The 18514-nt window shown below is 61.2% G+C and carries 17 protein-coding genes and 1 riboswitch; of the genes, 12 read left to right on the top strand and 5 right to left on the bottom strand.

The features are described from left to right. Positions 1–23 precede the first annotated feature (23 nt). Positions 24–1301, top strand: coding sequence for an L-fuconate dehydratase (locus tag ACFVTJ_RS22165; RefSeq protein ID WP_386910734.1), 1278 nt, complete (start codon positions 24–26; stop codon positions 1299–1301). Here ACFVTJ_RS22165 and cobD read toward each other — a convergent pair. Further along, a complete protein-coding gene (gene cobD, locus ACFVTJ_RS22160) occupies positions 1283–2329 on the bottom strand; it encodes a threonine-phosphate decarboxylase CobD (protein ID WP_386910733.1) in 1047 nt (348 codons plus the stop codon). The two genes, ACFVTJ_RS22165 and cobD, sit on opposite strands and share 19 nt — an antisense overlap. Here cobD and cbiB point away from each other — a divergent pair. Beyond that, positions 2328–3293 carry an adenosylcobinamide-phosphate synthase CbiB gene (cbiB, locus tag ACFVTJ_RS22155; RefSeq protein ID WP_386910732.1) on the top strand — a complete coding sequence of 322 codons (966 nt, stop codon included), beginning with the start codon at positions 2328–2330 and terminating at the stop codon, positions 3291–3293. The two genes, cobD and cbiB, sit on opposite strands and share 2 nt — an antisense overlap. Here the strand turns inward: cbiB and ACFVTJ_RS22150 are convergent. After that, on the bottom strand, positions 3280–4737 hold the full coding sequence (locus ACFVTJ_RS22150) for a cobyric acid synthase (RefSeq protein ID WP_386910731.1): 1458 nt from the start codon (positions 4735–4737) through the stop codon (positions 3280–3282). The two genes, cbiB and ACFVTJ_RS22150, sit on opposite strands and share 14 nt — an antisense overlap. A 1-nt stretch (position 4738) precedes the next feature. Then, complete coding sequence (gene cobO, locus ACFVTJ_RS22145) at positions 4739–5356, bottom strand: cob(I)yrinic acid a,c-diamide adenosyltransferase (RefSeq protein WP_386910730.1); 618 nt, start codon at positions 5354–5356, stop codon at positions 4739–4741. Between the two features lie 134 nt (positions 5357–5490). Next, a riboswitch (cobalamin riboswitch) is annotated at positions 5491–5709 on the top strand. Between the two features lie 119 nt (positions 5710–5828). Between cobO and ACFVTJ_RS22140 the strand changes: the two genes are divergently transcribed. The 7 genes from ACFVTJ_RS22140 to ACFVTJ_RS22110 are packed head-to-tail and all read left to right on the top strand — an operon-like array spanning position 5829 to position 14182. Then, the gene (locus ACFVTJ_RS22140) at positions 5829–6254 is read left to right on the top strand and encodes a DUF1636 family protein (RefSeq protein ID WP_386910729.1); all 426 of its coding nucleotides are present in this window, start codon (positions 5829–5831) and stop codon (positions 6252–6254) included. Further along, on the top strand, positions 6251–7288 hold the full coding sequence (cobW, locus tag ACFVTJ_RS22135; RefSeq protein ID WP_386910728.1) for a cobalamin biosynthesis protein CobW: 1038 nt from the start codon (positions 6251–6253) through the stop codon (positions 7286–7288). Before ACFVTJ_RS22140 ends, cobW begins: the two co-directional genes overlap by 4 nt. A gap of 37 nt (positions 7289–7325) precedes the next feature. Continuing rightward, positions 7326–10676 (top strand): cobaltochelatase subunit CobN, encoded by a 3351-nt coding sequence (gene cobN, locus ACFVTJ_RS22130; protein ID WP_386910727.1) that lies wholly within the window; start codon positions 7326–7328, stop codon positions 10674–10676. Beyond that, positions 10676–12031, top strand: a complete 1356-nt coding sequence (gene cobG / locus ACFVTJ_RS22125) for a precorrin-3B synthase (protein WP_386910726.1) — start codon at positions 10676–10678, stop codon at positions 12029–12031. The genes cobN and cobG overlap by 1 nt, the downstream gene beginning before the upstream one ends. Further along, positions 12028–12660 carry a precorrin-8X methylmutase gene (locus ACFVTJ_RS22120; protein WP_386910725.1) on the top strand — a complete coding sequence of 211 codons (633 nt, stop codon included), beginning with the start codon at positions 12028–12030 and terminating at the stop codon, positions 12658–12660. The genes cobG and ACFVTJ_RS22120 overlap by 4 nt, the downstream gene beginning before the upstream one ends. After that, entirely contained in the window at positions 12657–13424 is a 768-nt protein-coding gene (locus ACFVTJ_RS22115) for a precorrin-2 C(20)-methyltransferase (RefSeq protein ID WP_386910724.1), read from the top strand. Before ACFVTJ_RS22120 ends, ACFVTJ_RS22115 begins: the two co-directional genes overlap by 4 nt. Continuing rightward, positions 13421–14182, top strand: coding sequence for a precorrin-3B C(17)-methyltransferase (locus ACFVTJ_RS22110; protein WP_386910723.1), 762 nt, complete (start codon positions 13421–13423; stop codon positions 14180–14182). The genes ACFVTJ_RS22115 and ACFVTJ_RS22110 overlap by 4 nt, the downstream gene beginning before the upstream one ends. Here ACFVTJ_RS22110 and ACFVTJ_RS22105 read toward each other — a convergent pair. Further along, positions 14149–14931, bottom strand: a complete 783-nt coding sequence (locus ACFVTJ_RS22105) for a cobalt-precorrin-6A reductase (protein ID WP_386910722.1) — start codon at positions 14929–14931, stop codon at positions 14149–14151. The two genes, ACFVTJ_RS22110 and ACFVTJ_RS22105, sit on opposite strands and share 34 nt — an antisense overlap. Between ACFVTJ_RS22105 and cbiE the strand changes: the two genes are divergently transcribed. From cbiE to cobM, 3 genes are read left to right on the top strand one after another with little or no spacing between them, the layout of a single operon-like run. Next, positions 14930–16189, top strand: a complete 1260-nt coding sequence (gene cbiE, locus ACFVTJ_RS22100; RefSeq protein WP_386910721.1) for a precorrin-6y C5,15-methyltransferase (decarboxylating) subunit CbiE — start codon at positions 14930–14932, stop codon at positions 16187–16189. The genes ACFVTJ_RS22105 and cbiE overlap by 2 nt on opposite strands. Next, a complete protein-coding gene (locus ACFVTJ_RS22095) occupies positions 16183–16602 on the top strand; it encodes a cobalamin biosynthesis protein (RefSeq protein WP_386910720.1) in 420 nt (139 codons plus the stop codon). The genes cbiE and ACFVTJ_RS22095 overlap by 7 nt, the downstream gene beginning before the upstream one ends. Then, positions 16599–17372 (top strand): precorrin-4 C(11)-methyltransferase, encoded by a 774-nt coding sequence (cobM, locus tag ACFVTJ_RS22090; RefSeq protein ID WP_386910719.1) that lies wholly within the window; start codon positions 16599–16601, stop codon positions 17370–17372. The genes ACFVTJ_RS22095 and cobM overlap by 4 nt, the downstream gene beginning before the upstream one ends. Here cobM and ACFVTJ_RS22085 read toward each other — a convergent pair. Next, entirely contained in the window at positions 17327–18457 is a 1131-nt protein-coding gene (locus ACFVTJ_RS22085) for a cobalt-precorrin-5B (C(1))-methyltransferase (RefSeq protein ID WP_386910718.1), read from the bottom strand. The genes cobM and ACFVTJ_RS22085 overlap by 46 nt on opposite strands. Between the last annotated feature and the right edge of the window lie 57 nt (positions 18458–18514).

Genomic DNA, 18514 nt, shown 5'->3' with positions numbered 1-18514 from the left:
ACACTGACCGCGAGTGAACGGCCATGACCAAAATTACAGATCTGCGTGTTTTCGACCTTCGTTTTCCAACATCCCAGAGCCTTGACGGCTCGGATGCAATGAACCCCGACCCGGATTATTCGGCGGCTTACGTCATTCTCGATACGGACGAGCCTGGTCTGAAGGGCCATGGCCTGACCTTCACCATCGGCCGTGGCAACGACATCTGCTGCATGGCCATTGAAGCGATGCGCCATCTGGTGGTCGGCACTGATCTCGACATCGTCACGGAAAACCCCGGAAAATATTGGCGGCATCTGACTGGTGACAGCCAGCTGCGCTGGATCGGCCCGGACAAGGGCGCGATGCATCTCGCCACCGGCGCTGTGGTGAATGCGGTGTGGGATTTGTTGGCCAAGAAGGCCAGCAAGCCGGTGTGGCAGCTCGTTGCCGACATGAGCCCGGAAGAAATCGCCGATATTGTCGATTATCGTTATCTGACCGATGTGCTGACCCGCGATGATGCGCTGGCAATCCTCAGAAAGGCCGAGGCGGGCAAGAAGGAACGTATCGAGACGCTGAAGAACGAAGGTTATGCCTGCTATACGACGTCGGCCGGCTGGCTGGGTTACGACGACGCCAAGCTGCGCCGTCTTTGCCAGGAGGCTATCGATGCCGGATTCAACCATGTGAAAATGAAGGTTGGCCGCGATCTCGAGGACGATATTCGCCGCCTCACCATTGCCCGTGAGGTGATCGGTCCCGACCGTTACCTGATGATCGATGCCAACCAGGTATGGGAAGTGGATCAGGCGATCGAATGGGTCAACAAGCTCGCCTTTTCCAAGCCCTTCTTCATCGAAGAGCCTACCAGCCCGGATGATGTCGCCGGCCATCGCAAGATCCGCGCCGCTATCGGCTCGGTGAAGGTGGCAACCGGTGAAATGTGCCAGAACCGCATCATGTTCAAGCAGTTCATCGCCGAGGGAGCGATTGATGTCGTGCAGATCGACAGCTGCCGCATGGGCGGTCTGAACGAGGTGCTGGCGGTTCTGCTGATTGCCGCCAAATACAATCTGCCGGTCTGGCCACATGCCGGTGGCGTCGGTCTCTGCGAATATGTGCAGCACCTGTCGATGATCGACTATCTCGTGGTGTCAGGCACAAAGGAAGGCCGCGTGATCGAATATGTCGATCATCTGCATGAGCACTTCATCGAACCCTGCGATATCCGCAACGCCGCCTATATGCCGCCGAAGCTGCCGGGCTTCTCCATCGAAATGAAGCCGGAGTCGATCGAGACCTACACTTTCGAGGAATGATCGAAAGATTGCAGCGCCTCTTCGAGGCGCTGCCAATTCGCTTCGCTACCGGGAAGGCCGAAACGCATGTCATCAGGTCTTTCGTCGAAGATTCGGACCAGAATGCCGCGACGGCCAAGATGGTCGAACAGTGCCTTGGCATGCTCATCCCGCACCAGCGTGAAGAGGGATGTGCCACCTGCGATTTTCAGACCCGCCTTTTTCAGCAACTCGTTCAGGCGTCTTGCCTCCTGCGCAAGCCGCAGACGCATGGATGATTGCCACGCCTTGTCCGCCAGCGCTTCGGTTGCAATATGCAGCGCCGGGCCAGAAACCGCCCATGGGCCCAGCCTTGCCTCGAGTTCGGCTGCGATGTCGGGATGCGCAATGGCAAAACCCAGGCGCACGCCCGCCATGCCGTAAAATTTGCCGAAGGATCGCAGGACTACCAGCGCGTCGTCACTGGTCGCATCCGCGAGACTGTCGGCAACGCCCGTTTCTATGAAGGCTTCGTCCACAACGAGCAGGCCGCCTTCGCGATGTCTCGCCCGGGCGAGCGTGAGTAAAGCTTCGCGATCGGTGACGCGACCGTCGGGGTTGTTGGGATTGACCACCACGACATAGCCGTAGGTCGACAGCTCGCTAATGTTTTCCACTTCCGTGACGGTAAGCCCCACCATGCGGGCGGTGCGCGCATGTTCCGCATAGGCGGGTGACAGTACGGCACCGTTTTGGGCTCCACGGTCGATGGCGATCTGCGCGAGCAGAGGCATCAGCATCTGGGTGCCGGGAGAGAGCGTCACGTGCCGTGCGGAAGGCGCGCCGAAATGGGCTGCGGCCAAGTGTTTCAGTTCTTCAGCGGCGCCGGGCTCCGGCAGGCGGGCGAATGCGCTGGCGGGAATGGGCGAATGCGGATAGGAGTGCGGGTTGATCCCGGTTGAAAGGTCGATCCACGGTTCATGCGCTTCCGGAAACATCAGGCGCGCCTTGCCGAGATTGCCGCCATGGCGGATCGCTCCTTGAGCCTTTTCTGGTACTGTCTCGCCCATGTTCTTTGCTCTCGCTTTCCTGTCGCTCGTGATTGAACGCCTGACCGGCTATCCGGACTGGCTGTTCAAACGCATCGGTCATCCTGTCACCTGGATCGGTTCGCTTATCGCGCTCATGGACAAAAAATGGAACCGGGAGAGCGCGTCATTTTCTCAACGCAAGGCCGCGGGTGTTTTGGCGCTGGTTGTTTTTGTCGGGCTGACGGTGATCCTTGCATGGTTTGCGCAATCTGTTCTGCTTTTTCTGCCCTTCGGTCTGCTGGCTGTGGCGATACTCGGCGCCTCGCTTCCGGCGCAGAAGAGTCTGGAACAGCATGTGGAGGCCGTCGCCACGGCTCTGGAACGAGAGGGTGTTGAAGGTGGCCGCAGGGCGGTATCGATGATCGTCGGGCGCGATCCGCAAAAGCTGGATGAGGCCGCGATATGCCGGGCGGCGATCGAAAGTCTCGCCGAGAATTTCTCCGATGGCATCGTGGCTCCCGCTGTCTGGCTCGGGTTACTGGGCCTGCCCGGCGGTGCCGCCTATAAGGCGATCAATACGGCCGACAGCATGATCGGCCATCGTTCGCCGCGCCATGAGGCCTTCGGCTGGGCTTCGGCGCGGCTGGATGATCTCGTTAATCTGCCGGCTTCAAGACTGAGCGGCAGCCTGTTTGTGGTTGCCGCATTTTTTGTCGAGGGCGCGTCGCCAAAAGCGGCCATTGCCGCGATCCGCCGCGATGCGCGCCACCACCGCTCCCCCAATGCAGGCTGGCCGGAGGCGGCGCTGGCTGGTGCGCTCGGTTTTGCGCTTGCCGGACCGCGTTCTTACGGCGGACGGATGATCGAAGCGCGTTTCATGGGGGAAGGCGGAAGGTCGGCGCTGGTCGCCGGTGATATTCGCACGGCACTACGGCTGGCACGAATTGCGGACCTGTTGCTGATCGGCCTGTTCGGACTTCTGGCGATCCTTATCGCGCTATAGCCAGCAGCCTGTCGAGATCGAGGTGCTGCTCCATATGCGCAGCTAGCCGGTCGAGAACCGCATCCACCTGCTCATCATAGTTCAGGGCCGTGCCCTGCCCGCCGAGACGCTGCAGCCACGCGCTGCGCTGGCTGTTATCCGCAAAGAGGCCGTGAATATAGGTGCCGAAGACACGGCCGTCGGGTGAGATGCTTCCATCGTAATGCCCGTCGATCATCGAAAACGCCAGATTGCCTGCTGCTGCCGTGGTTTCCCCGACATGCATTTCGTAGCCGGATAAACAAACACCATCAAAGCTCACGCCTTGAACGGAAACGAGTCGCTTGTCACCCGTTAAAACCGTGTCGACATCAAGCAGACCTAGCCCGTCGACAGTCGCCGGCGATCCCTCGATGCCGTCAGGATCGGCAACGGTTTTTCCAAGCATCTGGTAACCGCCGCAAAGGCCGAGAACGTAGCCGCCGCGGCGCACATGCGCCTTTATGTCGATGTCCAAGCCGGCATCTTTCAGCACGGCGAGATCGGCAATGGTGGATTTCGAACCACATAGCAAAACCAGCCGGCAATCGGAGGGGATCGTCCCACCCGGCCGTACACGGATGAGTTCTACATCCGGTTCCATGTCGAGGGGATCGAGGTCGTCGAAATTGGAAATATGCGGCAGGATCGGCACGGCGATGCGGATCTTTGCGTCGGGCTTCTGTTGGGCCGGGCCGGAAAGCCCCAGCGCATCTTCCGCCGGCAGTTTTGCGGCATCTGAGAAATGTGGCAGAAGCCCTATGGAGGCCCAGCCGGTCTTTTCCGCAATCATCCGCATGCCCTCGGAAAACAGCGCCGGATCGCCACGAAAGCGGTTGACGATGAAGCCTTCGATCATTGCCGCGTCATCGACGTCGAGCACCGCCTTGGTTCCGACGAGGCCGGCAATGACGCCACCCCGATCGATATCGCCGATCAGGATCACCGGCACATCGGCGGCCCGTGCGAAACCCATATTGGCGATGTCGTTGGCGCGCAGGTTGATTTCCGATGCGCTGCCAGCCCCTTCCACCAGCACCAGATCGGCCTGTTGTTTCAGGCGCTCGAAACTATCAAGCACGCGTGGCATCAGCCCGGCCTTCATGTGCTGATAGTCGGCTGCCTTGGCATTACCGACGATCTTTCCCTGTACCACCACCTGTGCGCCGGTTTCGCTCTGCGGCTTCAGCAGCACTGGATTCATGTGCACGGAAAGCGGCACGCCCGCTGCCCGTGCCTGCAGGGCCTGCGCGCGACCGATCTCGCCGCCATCGGCGGTGACAGCGGCATTGTTCGACATGTTCTGCGGTTTGAACGGCAGGACGGAGAGGCCACGCCGGGTGAATGCGCGGGCAAGGCCGGCCACCATCAGCGATTTGCCGACATCGGAGCCGGTTCCCTGAAACATCAGTACCCGGGCAGTCATATCAGAATTCTATCCCGGCTTGAGCTTTCACGCCTGCCTTGAAGTGATGTTTCACCAGCGTCATCTCCGTCACCATGTCGGCGACGTCGATCAGCGGTTGCTTGGCGTTGCGACCGGTGACGATGACATGCAGATCGGGCCGGCGACTGGACAACGTTTCGACAACCTCTTCCAACGGCAGGTATTCGTAACGCAAGGCGATGTTCAGTTCGTCAAGAACCAGAAGGCCGATAGTTTGATCGGCCATCAGAGCCTTGGCCTCCTCCCACGCCTTTGTCGCTGCTGCGACGTCACGCTTGAGATCCTGCGTGTCCCAGGTGAAACCTTCGCCCATGGTGCGCCACACGATCTTTTCGCCGAACAGGGTCAGAGCCTGCTGTTCGCCTGTCGACCAGGCACCCTTGATGAACTGAACGATGCCGACCCTTCGCCCGGTGCCGAGCATACGCAGAGCAAGACCGAAGGCCGCTGTGGACTTGCCCTTGCCGGGGCCTGTGTTGATCATCAGCAGGCCTTTTTCGATGGTCTTTTCGGCGACTTCGGCGTCCTGCACCGTCTTGCGGTTGACCATTTTCTGCCGGTGGCGTTCGGCTTCGCTGTCGCTGATGTCGCGGGTCATCGCCTTTTCCTTCTCATCCATCGGCCTGGAACCTTATGCCCCCGCCATTCGGAGCGGCGACTATACTCAATTTGCCGCACCCGGCAATGTGCCGGTCACGGGTGCGCGGCATTGACCCTCACACCCGTTCAGCCTAATGGTAAGGGACTGACGGTCTTTTCCCGGCAACGGGAAAAGCTAAGAGGGAACACGGTTCCGCCCCGACAAAGGGTCATTCCGTGGCTGCCCCCGCAACTGTAAGCGGTAAGCCCGCGCCGTAAAGCCACTGGACCTCTCACGGGGTTCGGGAAGGCGGTGTCCGGGTGTTGATAGAGCCGCAAGCCAGGAGACCTGCCGTTTCAGGAAAAAACGTCTGCCGGGCGGGGTGCTCCGGTCAGTCGGTCAGATCGAACTGCCGGTTTGCGCCCGTCCGCATACCGTTTTCGATATCCGCACCCCGAAGAATTTTAATTTGGCGTGGGAACGGGACGGTTTGGATATTTCAGCGACATCTTCATGTGCAAACGCGAGCGCACTGAGCAAAACGGCGCCCGGCGTCACCGTCTTCGTATGCCGGAGCTGTCGCGATGATGTCGATCCGAATGCCGAACCGCGCCCCGGTTCGCGTCTTGCCGATGCCGTTATCGAAAAGGCGCAGGAGAGCGGTATTGCCGTTCGTTCCGTCAATTGTCTTGCCAATTGCAAGCGTGGTCTCAGCGCCGTTCTGCGCAGCGCCGATGGCTGGTCTTATGTGTTTGGCGGGCTGACGCCGGATGATGCGGAAGACCTGCTGACTGGCGCGCGGCTGCTTTCTGCCGCGCCCGATGGCCTGATGCCCTGGCGCGGCCGCCCCGAACCCTTAAAGCGCGGCATGGTGGCGCGCATTCCCCCATTCGATTTTACCGAGGAGAGATCATGAGCACCCTTGTGGACCGCGTTCCCTGCACCATCGTCACCGGCTTTCTGGGGGCCGGAAAAACCACGCTGCTGCGTGGCCTTCTCGAAAAGCTTGACGGCAAGCGTCTCGCCATCATCGTCAATGAATTCGGCGATATCGGCATCGACGGCGAAATTCTGAAAGGTTGCGGCATTGAAAGCTGCCCGGAGGAAAACATTGTCGAGCTGGCCAATGGCTGCATCTGCTGCACGGTGGCGGATGATTTCCAGCCAGCCATCGAACAAATCCTCAGCCGCCAGCCGAAAGTGGAGCATATCCTCATCGAGACTTCCGGCCTTGCCCTGCCGAAGCCCCTCGTACAGGCCTTCCAATGGCCTGCGATCAAGAGCCGCGTGACTGTCGATGCCGTGGTCGCCGTGGTGGACGGTGCGGCGCTGGCCGAGGGTCAGGTTGCTCATGACATGGAAGCGCTCGCAGCCCAGCGCGCCAATGACGAGGTGCTCGACCATGATGACCCGGTCGAAGAGGTCTTCGAGGATCAGGTTGCCTGCGCCGATCTCATCGTGCTCACCAAGGCCGATCTTCTCGATGATGCCGGTCTCGACAAGGCAAAGGCGCATGTCCTCGAACATCTGCCGAAGGCGGCAAAGATCGTTGTGGCTTCGAATGGCGCCATCGATCCTGCCGTGCTGATCGGTCTCGGCCTTGCGGTGGAAGAGGATATCGAAAACCGCCGCACCCATCATGATGGCGAACTTGACCATGAACATGATGATTTCGACAGCTTCGTCGTCGATCTGCCGGCTGTTACCGATCCGGAAGCTCTGGCGGCCCGTATCGCCGAGACGGCCGCTGCCGAAAATGTGCTGCGTATCAAGGGCTTCATCGAAGTCGCGGCCAAGCCCATGCGTTTGCAGGTGCAGGCGGTCGGCAGCCGCGTCAACCATTATTACGACCGTCCGTGGGCGGCGGGTGAGGAGCGCCGCAGCCGCCTCGTCATCATCGGCGAAAAGGGTATCAACCGCGAAAAGATCGAACAGATGCTGGCCGCGTGACATGAGCTGCGACGCACTTTTACTGGAAAAGCTTTGAATGCATATTCTCGCCACCACGTCCTCGTCTCTGGACGACCTGATCGAGCCGGTTGATCTCAACCAGCCCCGTTCGGATGTGGTGGTGCTGTCTTTTTCGGCAAGCGATCTTGCCGGGCTTGAGCGGGCGTGGCGGCAGGCGGGAGATAAGCTTCCATCCCTTTCTGCCGCGAACCTGTCCGAACTTCGGCATCCGATGTCGGTCGATCTCTGGATCGAAAAAACAGCGGAACATGCCCGCGTTATCCTTATCCGGATTCTCGGTGGTGCGGAGCGCTGGCGCTACGGGGTCGATCAGCTGGCCATTCTGGCGCGCGGGCGCGGCATCAAGCTTCTGCTTTTGCCGGGGGAATGCAGCGAGAGGGATGAAAAGCTCGAGGCTGCCTCCACGGTTGATAAGCCGACGCTGGCCTCCGTTCTCTCCTTCTTCCGGGAAGGTGGGGCGGAGAATATGGCCCGCCTTGCCGCTGGCCTTCCTGTTCTGGCGGATGGCGGAGAATGGCCGGATATAAAGGCGGTGCCCCTCCCGAAAGCTGGCTTTTATCGCCCGGATCTGGGTGTTGTGGGGCAGGAAGAGGCTTGTGCGGGGTTTCCTGCCGGTGCGCCAGTTCTGCCCATTCTCTTTTACCGTTCCATGCTTTTGGCGGAAGATGCAGTACCCGTTGATACGTTGTTTCAGGCGCTCTCTTCCCGCGGTTTTGCGCCCCTGCCGATTTTTGTCAGCGGGTTGAAGGATGGGGAAGCGATCCGTTTTCTCGAAACGGTGCTGCCCGCTCTTCGGCCTGCAGCCATCCTCGCGGCTACGGCTTTCGCCAGCCAGACGGATGACAAGGGCGAAACGCTGTTCGATCGCCTCGGCGTTCCCGTTTTCCAGGTGGTGATGGCAACCACCCGGCGTGACGGCTGGGTGGAAAATGCGCGCGGTCTCAATCCCTCCGATCTTGCCATGCATGTCGTACTGCCCGAGTTGGACGGGCGGATTCTCGCGGGTGCGATCTCGTTCAAAAAGGCGCGGACAGATGGCGGGGTCAGCCTTCTGAATCTGCCGGAGGCGGATCGTGTCGAACAGGTGGCGAACCGCATCGCGGCCTTTCTGCGACTGAAATTCGCGCCACCGCAGGATCGCCGCATCGTCATCCTGATGCCTGATTATCCCGGTGCCGCGCCGGGGCGCACCGGTTATGCCGTTGGTCTCGATGTGCCGCAAAGCGTGCTCGAAATGCTGCGCGATCTTGCCGATGCCGGTTATGCGGTGAAGGATATTCCCGAAACGGCACGGGCGCTGCTCGATCGTATCGAGAGCCAGGAAGCGGCAGTCGATCTTTCCACCTATCGGAATTTTCTTGCAGATTTGCCGGAGGCTGCTGGCAAAGCCGTGCATGCGACGTGGGGAGTTGCGGAAGAGGACGGTGCTTTCGTTGATGGCAAATTCCATTTTCGTGTTGCCCGCTTCGGACAGGTCTTCGTGGCGCTCGCGCCGGATCGGGGACGAAACGAGGATCGGCGGGTGGATTATCACGACCCTGCCCTGCCGCCGCGCCACGCGCTCGTCGCCTTCGGCGCATGGGTGCAGCGCGCTGCTGCGGCGCATGCCATCGTGCATGTGGGGGCGCATGGCACGCTGGAATGGTTGCCGGGCAAGACGGTTGCGCTTTCCCGCGATTGTTTTCCGGAAATCGTCACCGGCTCGCTGCCGGTGGTCTATCCGTTCATCGTCTCCAATCCCGGTGAAGCGGCGGTTGCCAAGCGGCGTATCGCCGCCGTGACCATCGGCCATGTTCCCCCGGTTTTGGTGAATGCCGGGCTTTCACCGGAACAGTTGGCGCTGGAACAGCTGGTGGATGAATATGCGCAGGCCGATGGTCTTGATCGCCGCCGCCGCGACCGGCTGGCGAAGCTGATTGTCGAAAAGGCGTTGGAAACCGGGCTGGCGGCAGAGGCGGGCGTGGGTGCGAAGGACGATGCCGATACGGCCCTCTCCCGCATCGATGCCTTTCTCTGCGATCTCAAGGATTTTGCCATCAAGGACGGTCAGCATGTTTTCGGCCGCTTCCCAGAAGGCGAGACAGATCCTCTCCGGCTTGAGAGTGGGAAGGCCGAGAAAGCCGCGCTGCTGGCGGCACTCGATGGCCGGCACATTGCCCCTGGCCCCTCCGGCGCGCCGGCGCGGGGGCGTCTCGACGTATTGCCCACCGGCCGCAATCTTTACGCGGCCGATCCCCGCACCATGCCGACGCCGACAGCGTTCGAGCTGGGCCGTATGGCGGGCGAAGAAGTGCTTCGGCATCATCTGCAGTCCCATGGCGACTGGCCGAAACATCTGGTGTTCGATCTCTGGGGCAGCGCCAGTCTTCGCAATGGCGGTGAGGATGTGGCGCAGGCGCTGCATCTGATGGGGGCGAGGCCGATCCATGATCCTGCAACCGGCCGGGTCACCGGCATCGAAGTTCTGCCACCGGCGAGCCTAGGACGACCGCGGGTCGATGTGACTTTTCGAATTTCCGGCCTGTTCCGCGATATGTTCCCAGCGCTGATTGCGCTTCTCGATGCCGCCGCCAGGGCGGTTGCACGGCGGGACGAAGCGCCGGGCGACAATCCTTTGGCGGAGGAAGCGGCAGCGCTTGGGCATATCCCCCCGCGCATCTTCGGTTCTGCGCCCGGCACATACGGTGCCGGTATCGAAGAAAAGCTTGCCAGCGGCACATGGGATGAACGCGAGGAGCTGGGGCAGGCCTATCTCGATGCCGCAAACCATGCCTTTGGCGGCGCCGATGGGCTCGAGATCTTCGAGGACGCCGGCTTTACGGAGTTGGTGCGCCGGGCCGATCTTCTGGTTCATACCGGCGATGATCCCGGGCGCGATCTTCTCGACGGTTCTTCCGATGTCGCCTTCATTGGTGGTTTTTCCGCTGCGAAGGCGGCACTCGGCGGTATCGCCGATATCGTCGCACTGGATACGACCGATCCGGCACGCCCGCGGGCGCGATCCATGACGCAGGCGCTGACGCGAGTGGTGCGCGCGCGCGCCGTCAATCCGCGCTTTATTGCCGGTCAGATGCGGCACGGGCCACGCGGAGCGGCGGAATTTGCGGAAACGGTGGACCGGCTGGTCGGCTTTGCCGAAACAACACATGCGGTGTCCTCCTCGCTGATTGAGGCGCTTTACGATGCCTATTTCGGCAATGAGGACGTGCGCGATTTCATCCTGCGGGAAAATCCAAAGGCTGCTGAGGTGATGGCCGCGCGCTTTTTATCCGCCCGCCGCCGTGGCCTGTGGCACAGCCGCCGCAACGCGGTGGATGCAGAGCTTGAAATGCTGATCCCGCCCCGATCCGAAAGGGTGGGTGCTTGATGGCCGCCGCTGCCGATCCCGTTCAGCCTTTTGGTCGCCGTGGTCTGTGCCCGGCCCTGTCCGCCCCCATGCAAACCGGCGACGGTTTTCTGTCGCGGGTTGCGTTCGAGGCGGATATTTCACCACGTGCGATGGTTATGCTCTGCGGTCTCGCCGAACGCCACGGCAATGGATTGATCGACATCACCGCGCGCGGCAGCCTGCAATTTCGCGGCCTGACGCGGGAAAGCGCCTGTTCGCTCGAAAAGGATGTTCTGGCGCTTGATCTGCCACTACGCGAAGGGCTTGCGGTGGAGACTTCGCCCCTTGCCGGCCGGGATGACGTGGAAATTGCGGATGGCCGTTTTGTCGCCGAGGAGATCAGAAAAGGGGCTGACGCCCTTGCGTTGCAGGACAAACTCGCGGCCAAAACCTCTATTGTCATTGATGGCGGCGGACGCCTCTCCATGGGTGATTTTCTGGCCGATATTCGTTTGAAAGCGATCCGGCTGGAGGGTCGGACATTCTGGCAATTGCTTCTCGGGGGGTCGGAAAGCAAGGCATTGAATGCGGGATTGGTCGAGCCGGTTGCGGCGGCCAGCGTCGTTCTGTCGCTGCTTGTTTTTCTCGCTGAAAAGGGACCGCTTGCCCGTGGCCGCGATCTGGATCAACGGACCGTGAAGGCGGTTTGTGGTGACCGCCTGCTGGATCGCCAAGCTGGGAGCGAAGCCCAGCCTCCCTTTCTGCCCCTAGGCGTGATGATGACGGGAGAGAGCCGCTTCGCCGTTGGTATCGCGCTTGCTTTCGGACAGGTTCGCGGTGCTGACTTGGCGCATCTCTGTGAGCGGGCTGACACGCTCGGTATCAAGGCCCTGCGGCCATCACCGAACCATAGCCTGCTATTCTTTGGGTCGTTGTCGGCCTGCAATGCGTTGCTTGAGACAGCGGTGGCATTCGGCTTCGTCACGACGGCTGGTGATGCGCGGTCCTCCATCGCCGTCTGTCCCGGCGCTCCGGGCTGTGCCTCAGCTTTTCTTCCCACGCACAAACTTGCGGCTTTCGCTGCCGAAGACTGTGCTGCCTTGCTGGATGGTTCGTTCACGCTGCATATTTCCGGCTGCGGCAAGGGCTGTGCACATCCCACGCCCTCGCTTTTGACCCTCTCAGGCAGTTCGGATGGCCTGGCATTCTCGATTTCCGGCCGCGCCGGTGACCCACCAGATGGGATTTTGCCCTTCGAGCAACAGAAGACCTCGCTTTCGCGGCTTGCCCGTCTTTACGAAAAAGAACATAAGCCCGGTGAAAACGCTGCCATCTTTTTTGCCCGTCTGGGCCGGGAGGAAATCGGTGCGGCGCTTCGACAGGATAACCAATGACCGACTATGACTATATTCGCGATGGCAATGCGATCTATGAGCGCTCCTTCGCCATTATTCGCGAGGAAGCGGATTTATCCGCCTTTACCGCAGAGCAGGCGGATATCGCCATTCGCATGATCCATGCCTGCGGGCAGGTGGAGGCAGCAGGCCATTTCCGCTTCTCGCCGGATTTCGTTTCGGCCGCGCGCGGCGCGTTGCTTGCCGGCAAGCCCGTTCTGTGTGATGCGGAAATGGTTGCCCATGGCGTGACGCGCGCAAGGCTTCCGGCTGATAACGTTGTCATCTGCACGCTTCGCGATCCACGCACACCCGAGCTTGCGAAAAATATCGGCAACACCCGATCCGCTGCCGCGCTCGATCTCTGGGCGGAGCACCTTGAAGGTGCTCTCGTCGCTATCGGCAACGCGCCGACGGCGCTGTTTTATCTTCTGGAAATGCTTGAAAAAGGCGCCCCTCGCCCGGCTGCCATTATCGGCATGCCGGTCGGTTTTGTTGGCGCGGCGGAATCGAAGGATGCATTGGAGGCAAGTGCGCTTGGCATTCCCTATGCCATCGTCAAGGGACGGTTGGGTGGATCGGCCATGACGGCCGCCGCCATCAATGCGGTTGCGAGGGCGGGCCTGTGAGTGCTGCTCTTTTTGAACATGCCAAGGGTAAACTCGTCGGGGTCGGCACTGGTCCGGGTGATCCCGAGCTGCTGACGCTGAAAGCCGTGCGCGCCATCGAAAATGCCGACGTTCTCGCCTTTTTCTGCAAGAAGGGCAGCGCCGGCAATGGTCGCGGCATCGTCGAAGCCTTTATTCGTCCCGGCACGCTGGAAATGCCGCTGGTCTATCCCGTTACCGTCGAGAGCGACAAGAACGGCGAGGATTATCGCGGTGCGATTGCCGCGTTCTTTGATCAATCGGCAAAGGATATTGCTGTGCATCTCGATGCCGGGCGCACTGTGGCAGTGCTGTCGGAAGGCGATCCGCTGTTTTATGGCTCCTATATGCACCTCCATTTGAGGCTTGCACCGTCCTATGAAGCGGAAGTGGTGGCGGGCATCACTGCCATGTCCGGCTGCTGGTCCATGGCAGGTCTGCCGCTCGTGCAGGGCGACGATATTCTGAGCGTCCTTCCCGGCACGCTGGCCGAAGATGTGCTCGCGGAGCGGCTATCCGGCACTGATGGCGCCGTGATCATGAAGGTCGGTCGCAATCTGCCGAAAATCCGCCGTGCGCTGGAAGCCGCGGGCAAGCTGGAAGAGGCGCTTTATGTCGAGCGTGGCACCATGGCAAACAGCCATGCGGTGCGGCTGATCGAGCGTGATGCCTCGCCAGCGCCCTATTTTTCGCTGGTTCTGGTGCCGGGCTGGAAAACGAGGCCTTCCGGGGGCGAAATGTCATGACCGGCAAACTCGTCGTTGTCGGTCTCGGCCCTGGCAATGCGGATCAGGTGACGCCTGAGGCGCTGGCTACCGTGCAGTCTTCGGAAGACTTTTTCGGCTATATTCCCTATCTCGACCGCCTGTCGCTTGGCCCTCACCAGCGCCGTCATGCTTCCGACAATCGCGAGGAAATCTCCCGCGCCGAACAGGCGCTCAGGCTTGCGGCCGAGGGTGGCAAGGTCTGCGTGGTTTCCGGCGGCGACCCTGGCGTTTTTGCCATGGCTGCTGCCATTTGCGAGGCGATTGAAAGCGGCCCTTCCGAATGGCGTGAGATCGATTTTTCCGTTGTACCCGGCGTGACCGCCATGCTGGCCGTGGCTGCCAAAGCAGGTGCGCCGCTTGGCCATGATTTTTGCGCCATTTCGCTCTCGGATAATCTCAAGCCCTGGGGCATCATCGAAAAACGGCTGATTGCGGCGGCCGAAGCCGGGTTCGTGATGGCTTTCTACAATCCCGTCAGCAAGGCGCGGCCGCACCAGCTTGGTACCGCCTTCGACCTGTTGCGCAAACATTTGCCCGGCTCGGTGCCGGTGATTTTTGGTCGTGCCGCTGGTCGCGCGGATGAACGCATTCGGGTCGTGCCGCTTTCGGAAGCGTCGAGCGATATGGCGGATATGGCCACCTGCATCATCGTCGGCTCGGTGGAAACCCGCCTGATCTCGCGTTCCGGCAAGGAGCCGATCGTTTATTCGCCACGGTTTTCGAAAAGGGAAAGCTGATGGCGTATGGCGGTGAGCGCATTGGCGATATCCGGCACGGTCAGATTATTCGCGGGCGTATCGTTCAAGCGTTGCGGTCGCTCGATCATGATGACCGGCAGGCCAAGCCGCCTCGCCGCTTCGATCTTGCCGTAACTGGCGCCGCCGCCGGAGTTTTTCGATATCACCACCTCGATGCGGTTTTTCTCCAGCATGCGGATTTCATCTTCCAGTACGAAAGGACCCCGCGCGGTGATGTAGCGCGCATCCGGCGCCTTCAGCGGCGGTTCCACCGGGTCGACGCTGCGGATGAGATAGCTGTGCTGAGGGGCGGCTTCGAAAGGAAGAAGCTCCTGACGGCCGAGCGCCAGAAACACGCGTCTGCTGGCGGTGCCCAGCGCGGTAACGGCCTGTCCAACGGTATGGACGCTTTGCCATTTGTCACCCGCCTGACGCGGCCAGACCGGACGCGAAAGGACAATCAATGGAACGTCGGCAAGCCTTGCCGCCTCGATGGCATTGGCGGAAATTCTGGCCGCATAGGGATGGGTGGCATCCACCAGAATATCGAAACCCTCTGTGCGAATGAAATCCGCCAGACCTGCCGCGCCACCAAACCCGCCGGTGCGCATCGGCACGGGCTGTTCCACCGGCGAGAGCGTGCGCCCGGCCATGGAAAGCAAAATTCGGTAGCCGGAGTCTTCCGCCAGCCGGCCGGCCAAAATGCGGGCATCCGCCGTGCCGCCAAGGATGAGAATGGAGCGTGTCATGACCTCTGAATATTCCGGAACGGCCAAGGCTTCCACTGAAAAGAAAGAAAGGCCGTGGCTTTCCATAGTCGGTATCGGCGAGGACGGGCTCAAGGCGCTGGGTGAAAACGCGCGCCAGGCGATAGAGGCGGCGGAGGTGATTTTCGGTGGCAAGCGCCATCTGGAACTGGCGTCTGCAGCGATTCGCGGCGAAGCGCGTGCCTGGCCGGTGCCGTTCGATGTGGAGATGACCGATGTTTTCGCATTGCGCGGCCGTGCGGTCTGCGTGCTCGCCTCCGGCGACCCGTTCTTTTATGGTGTCGGCGTTACGCTTTTGCGGCTGATTCCAGCGGAGGAAACGGTCTGTTATCCCGCGCCTTCCACCTTTTCGCTGGCCGCCTCGCGTCTCGGTTGGGCGCTACAATCGGCGGATTGCGTTTCGCTGCACGGGCGCCCCATCGATCTGCTGCGGCCACATCTGCATCATGGTGCGAGGATCATCGCGCTGACATCGGATGAGCGCGACCCGGCCTTGATTGCGCGGCTGCTGTCGGAGGCCGGCTTCGGCCGTTCGGAATTCATCCTGCTTGAAGCACTGGGAGGAGAACGGGAAAAGCGGCGGCAAATCCGGGCCGCTGATTTTGGCTTTGAAGATATTGATCCGCTGAACGTCGTGGCGATCGACGTCGTGGCGGATGAGGATGCGCGTGTCCTGCCTTTTGCACATGGCCTTGATGACAGCCTGTTCGAACATGACGGGCAGATCACCAAGCGCGAGATCCGCGCGGTGACGCTCTCCTCACTCGCCCCCCGCCGGGGGGAACTTCTCTGGGACATCGGCGCGGGCTCCGGCTCGATCGGCATCGAATGGATGCTGTCGCATCCCTCGCTGCGCGCCATTGCCATTGAGCAGCATCCGGAACGGGCGGAGCGGATTGCCCGCAATGCTGATGCTTTTGGTGTTCCCGGGCTCGAGGTCATGATAGGCACGGCCCCGGCGGCTTTTGAAGGCTTATCCCAGCCAGATGCGATTTTTATCGGCGGTGGCGGCAGCGAGACGGGCGTGCTCGAGGCTGCCATGGATGCCCTGAAACCGGGCGGGCGGCTTGTGGCCAATGCGGTGACGCTGGAAATGGAAGCGGTGTTGCTGGCGGCCCATGCGACATTCGGCGGTTCAATGATCCGGCTGGAAGTCTCGCGGGCTGCTGCCGTCGGTTCCATGTTCGGTTGGCGTCCGGCCATGCCGGTGACCCAATGGAGCTGGGTCAAGCCATGGTAACCGTGGCTGGCATAGGCTGTCGCAAAGGTGTCACCTCGGAGGCGATCATCGCGGCCGTGCGGGCTGCTGAACGTGCTTTTGGCACGACGGTCGAGTATCTGGCGACCGCGCCGCTGAAGGCTGACGAGGCCGGCCTCGTGGCGGCGGCCAGGGATCTGGCTCTGTCGCTTGAAATCGTAGCGCAGGAACGGCTCGATGCGGTTGCCGCTGAAACAATGACATTTTCACAGGCCAGCCTTGATCACGCTGGCTCGCCAAGCGTCAGTGAAGCAGCGGCGCTCGCGGCGGCTGGGGCAAGTGCAAGGCTGCTTGCGCCACGTCTCGTGGTCGGGGATGTAACTGTGGCTATCGCAACGACGAGCGACGCGCCGCATGGTAACCGCACCGCCATCGAATACGGAGAACAAGAATGACGGTTCATTTCATCGGCGCCGGTCCGGGCGCTGCCGATCTCATTACGGTGCGCGGGCGCGATCTTATCGCGGCCTGCCCGGTTTGCCTTTATGCCGGTTCGCTGGTTCCCAAGGCCCTCATTGATTATTGCCCGCCAGGTGCCCGCATCGTTGATACGGCAGCGCTTTCGCTTGATGAGATCGAGGCGGAGTTCGTGGCGGCCGCAAAGGACGGCAAGGATGTGGCGCGGCTGCATTCCGGCGATCTTTCGGTCTGGAGCGCCATGGGCGAGCAGATCCGCAGACTTGAGCGCCTGGGTCTCGATTATACCGTTACACCCGGTGTGCCCTCCTTCGCTGCCGCCGCTGCCACGTTGCAGCGGGAACTGACGGTGCCGGAAGTGGCGCAGAGCCTGGTGCTGACCCGTATTTCCGGCCGTGCCTCGAAGATGCCTGATGGTGAGACGCTGAAGGCTTTCGGCGCGACAGGCGCGACGCTCGCAATCCATCTCGCCATCCATGCCATCGGCACGGTGGTGGAGGAACTGACGCCGCTTTATGGCTCAGATTGCCCGGTCGCCATTGTCGTCCGTGCCTCCTGGCCGGATGAACGGGTTATCAGAGGCACGCTTTTCGATATTGAGGGCAAGCTTGCTGCCGAACCGGTGGAGCGCACCGCGCTGATCTTCGTCGGGCGTGGTCTGGCATCGACGGATTTTCGCGAGAGCGCGCTTTATAGTACCGACTATGTTCGCCGGTTCCGGTCTCCAAAGGGGGATGCTGCGGGCTGATGCGACGGTGTGGAGGCGGTGCGCCCCTTGAGTGCCCCCTGACGGTCAAACACCAGAATATCGAGCGCGATGGCCGGCGTCTTCAACGCTGCCGCGGCGGTCACCCAGGCTTTTTCCGCAACGATCGCGCCGAGGTCGATGGACCTTTCATCGGCCAGCTGAAAAGCATGGGCCACGGTATTGGCGCTGCGAATGGCGGTAGCGAGTTCCTCAGCGCCTCCCGCTTCCGTGGCCAGCGCGGCCAGGGCATCGAGATCAGCAAGGCCCTTTTTCGAATGCACGTCGAGCATGCCTTGGGCGAGTTTGGTCATCTTGGCGACGCCGCCGGCGATCGTTACTCGCTCGACCGGGTGGCTACGCAGATATTTCAGCATGCCCCCGATGAAATCACCCATGTCGATCAGCGCGGTTTCCGGAAGGTCATAAAGCGCCTGTCCCGCCTTTTCGGATGTATCGCCTGTGGCGCCCAGAACATGGGTGCAGCCGGTCGCACGGGCCACATCGATGCCGCGCCAGATGGAATGAATCCAAGCCGAACAGGAAAAGGGAATGACGATGCCGGTGGTGCCGAGGATGGAAATGCCGCCAATGATTCCGAGCCTGCCATTCAGGGTTTTTTCCGCCAGCTTCTCGCCGTCGCGAACGGAAATCTCGACTTCGAAATCGGCCTCCGCTCCCGCCACTTCGTAAATGGCGGTCTCAATCATCTTGCGCGGAACGGGGTTGATGGCGGGTTCTCCCGTCGGCAGCGGCAGGCCCGGCCTTGTGACGGTGCCGACGCCCTTGCCAGCCTTGAAAGTGATGCCGCTTCCGGGTTTACCCCGTCTGACCGTGCTTTCGATCAACGCGCCATGGGTAACATCGGGATCGTCGCCCGCATCCTTTACGACGCCAGCGCGGGCAAAATTATCGCCTTTTTCCTCGGTGGCGAGAGAAAATGCCGGCCTTGCGCCGCTTGGAAGTTCCACTTCAACAGGGTAAGGAAATTCGCCGGTCAGAAGGGCGGCGCAGGCCGCCTTCGTGGCGGCTGCCGCGCAGGTGCCCGTAGTCCAGCCGCGGCGAAGGGTCTTTCCATCCGTTTCCATATCAATTCCTATAGCCGGGACGGCTTTTTCCGTCATCGTTAAAAAGCAGCCAGGAAC

The sequence above is a fragment of the Agrobacterium sp. NPDC058088 genome (assembly GCF_042885035.1).
In the GTDB taxonomy this organism is placed as follows: domain Bacteria; phylum Pseudomonadota; class Alphaproteobacteria; order Rhizobiales; family Rhizobiaceae; genus Agrobacterium.
The sequence above is the reverse complement of the archived record's forward strand: the minus strand, read 5'-3'. Positions and strand labels throughout refer to the sequence as shown.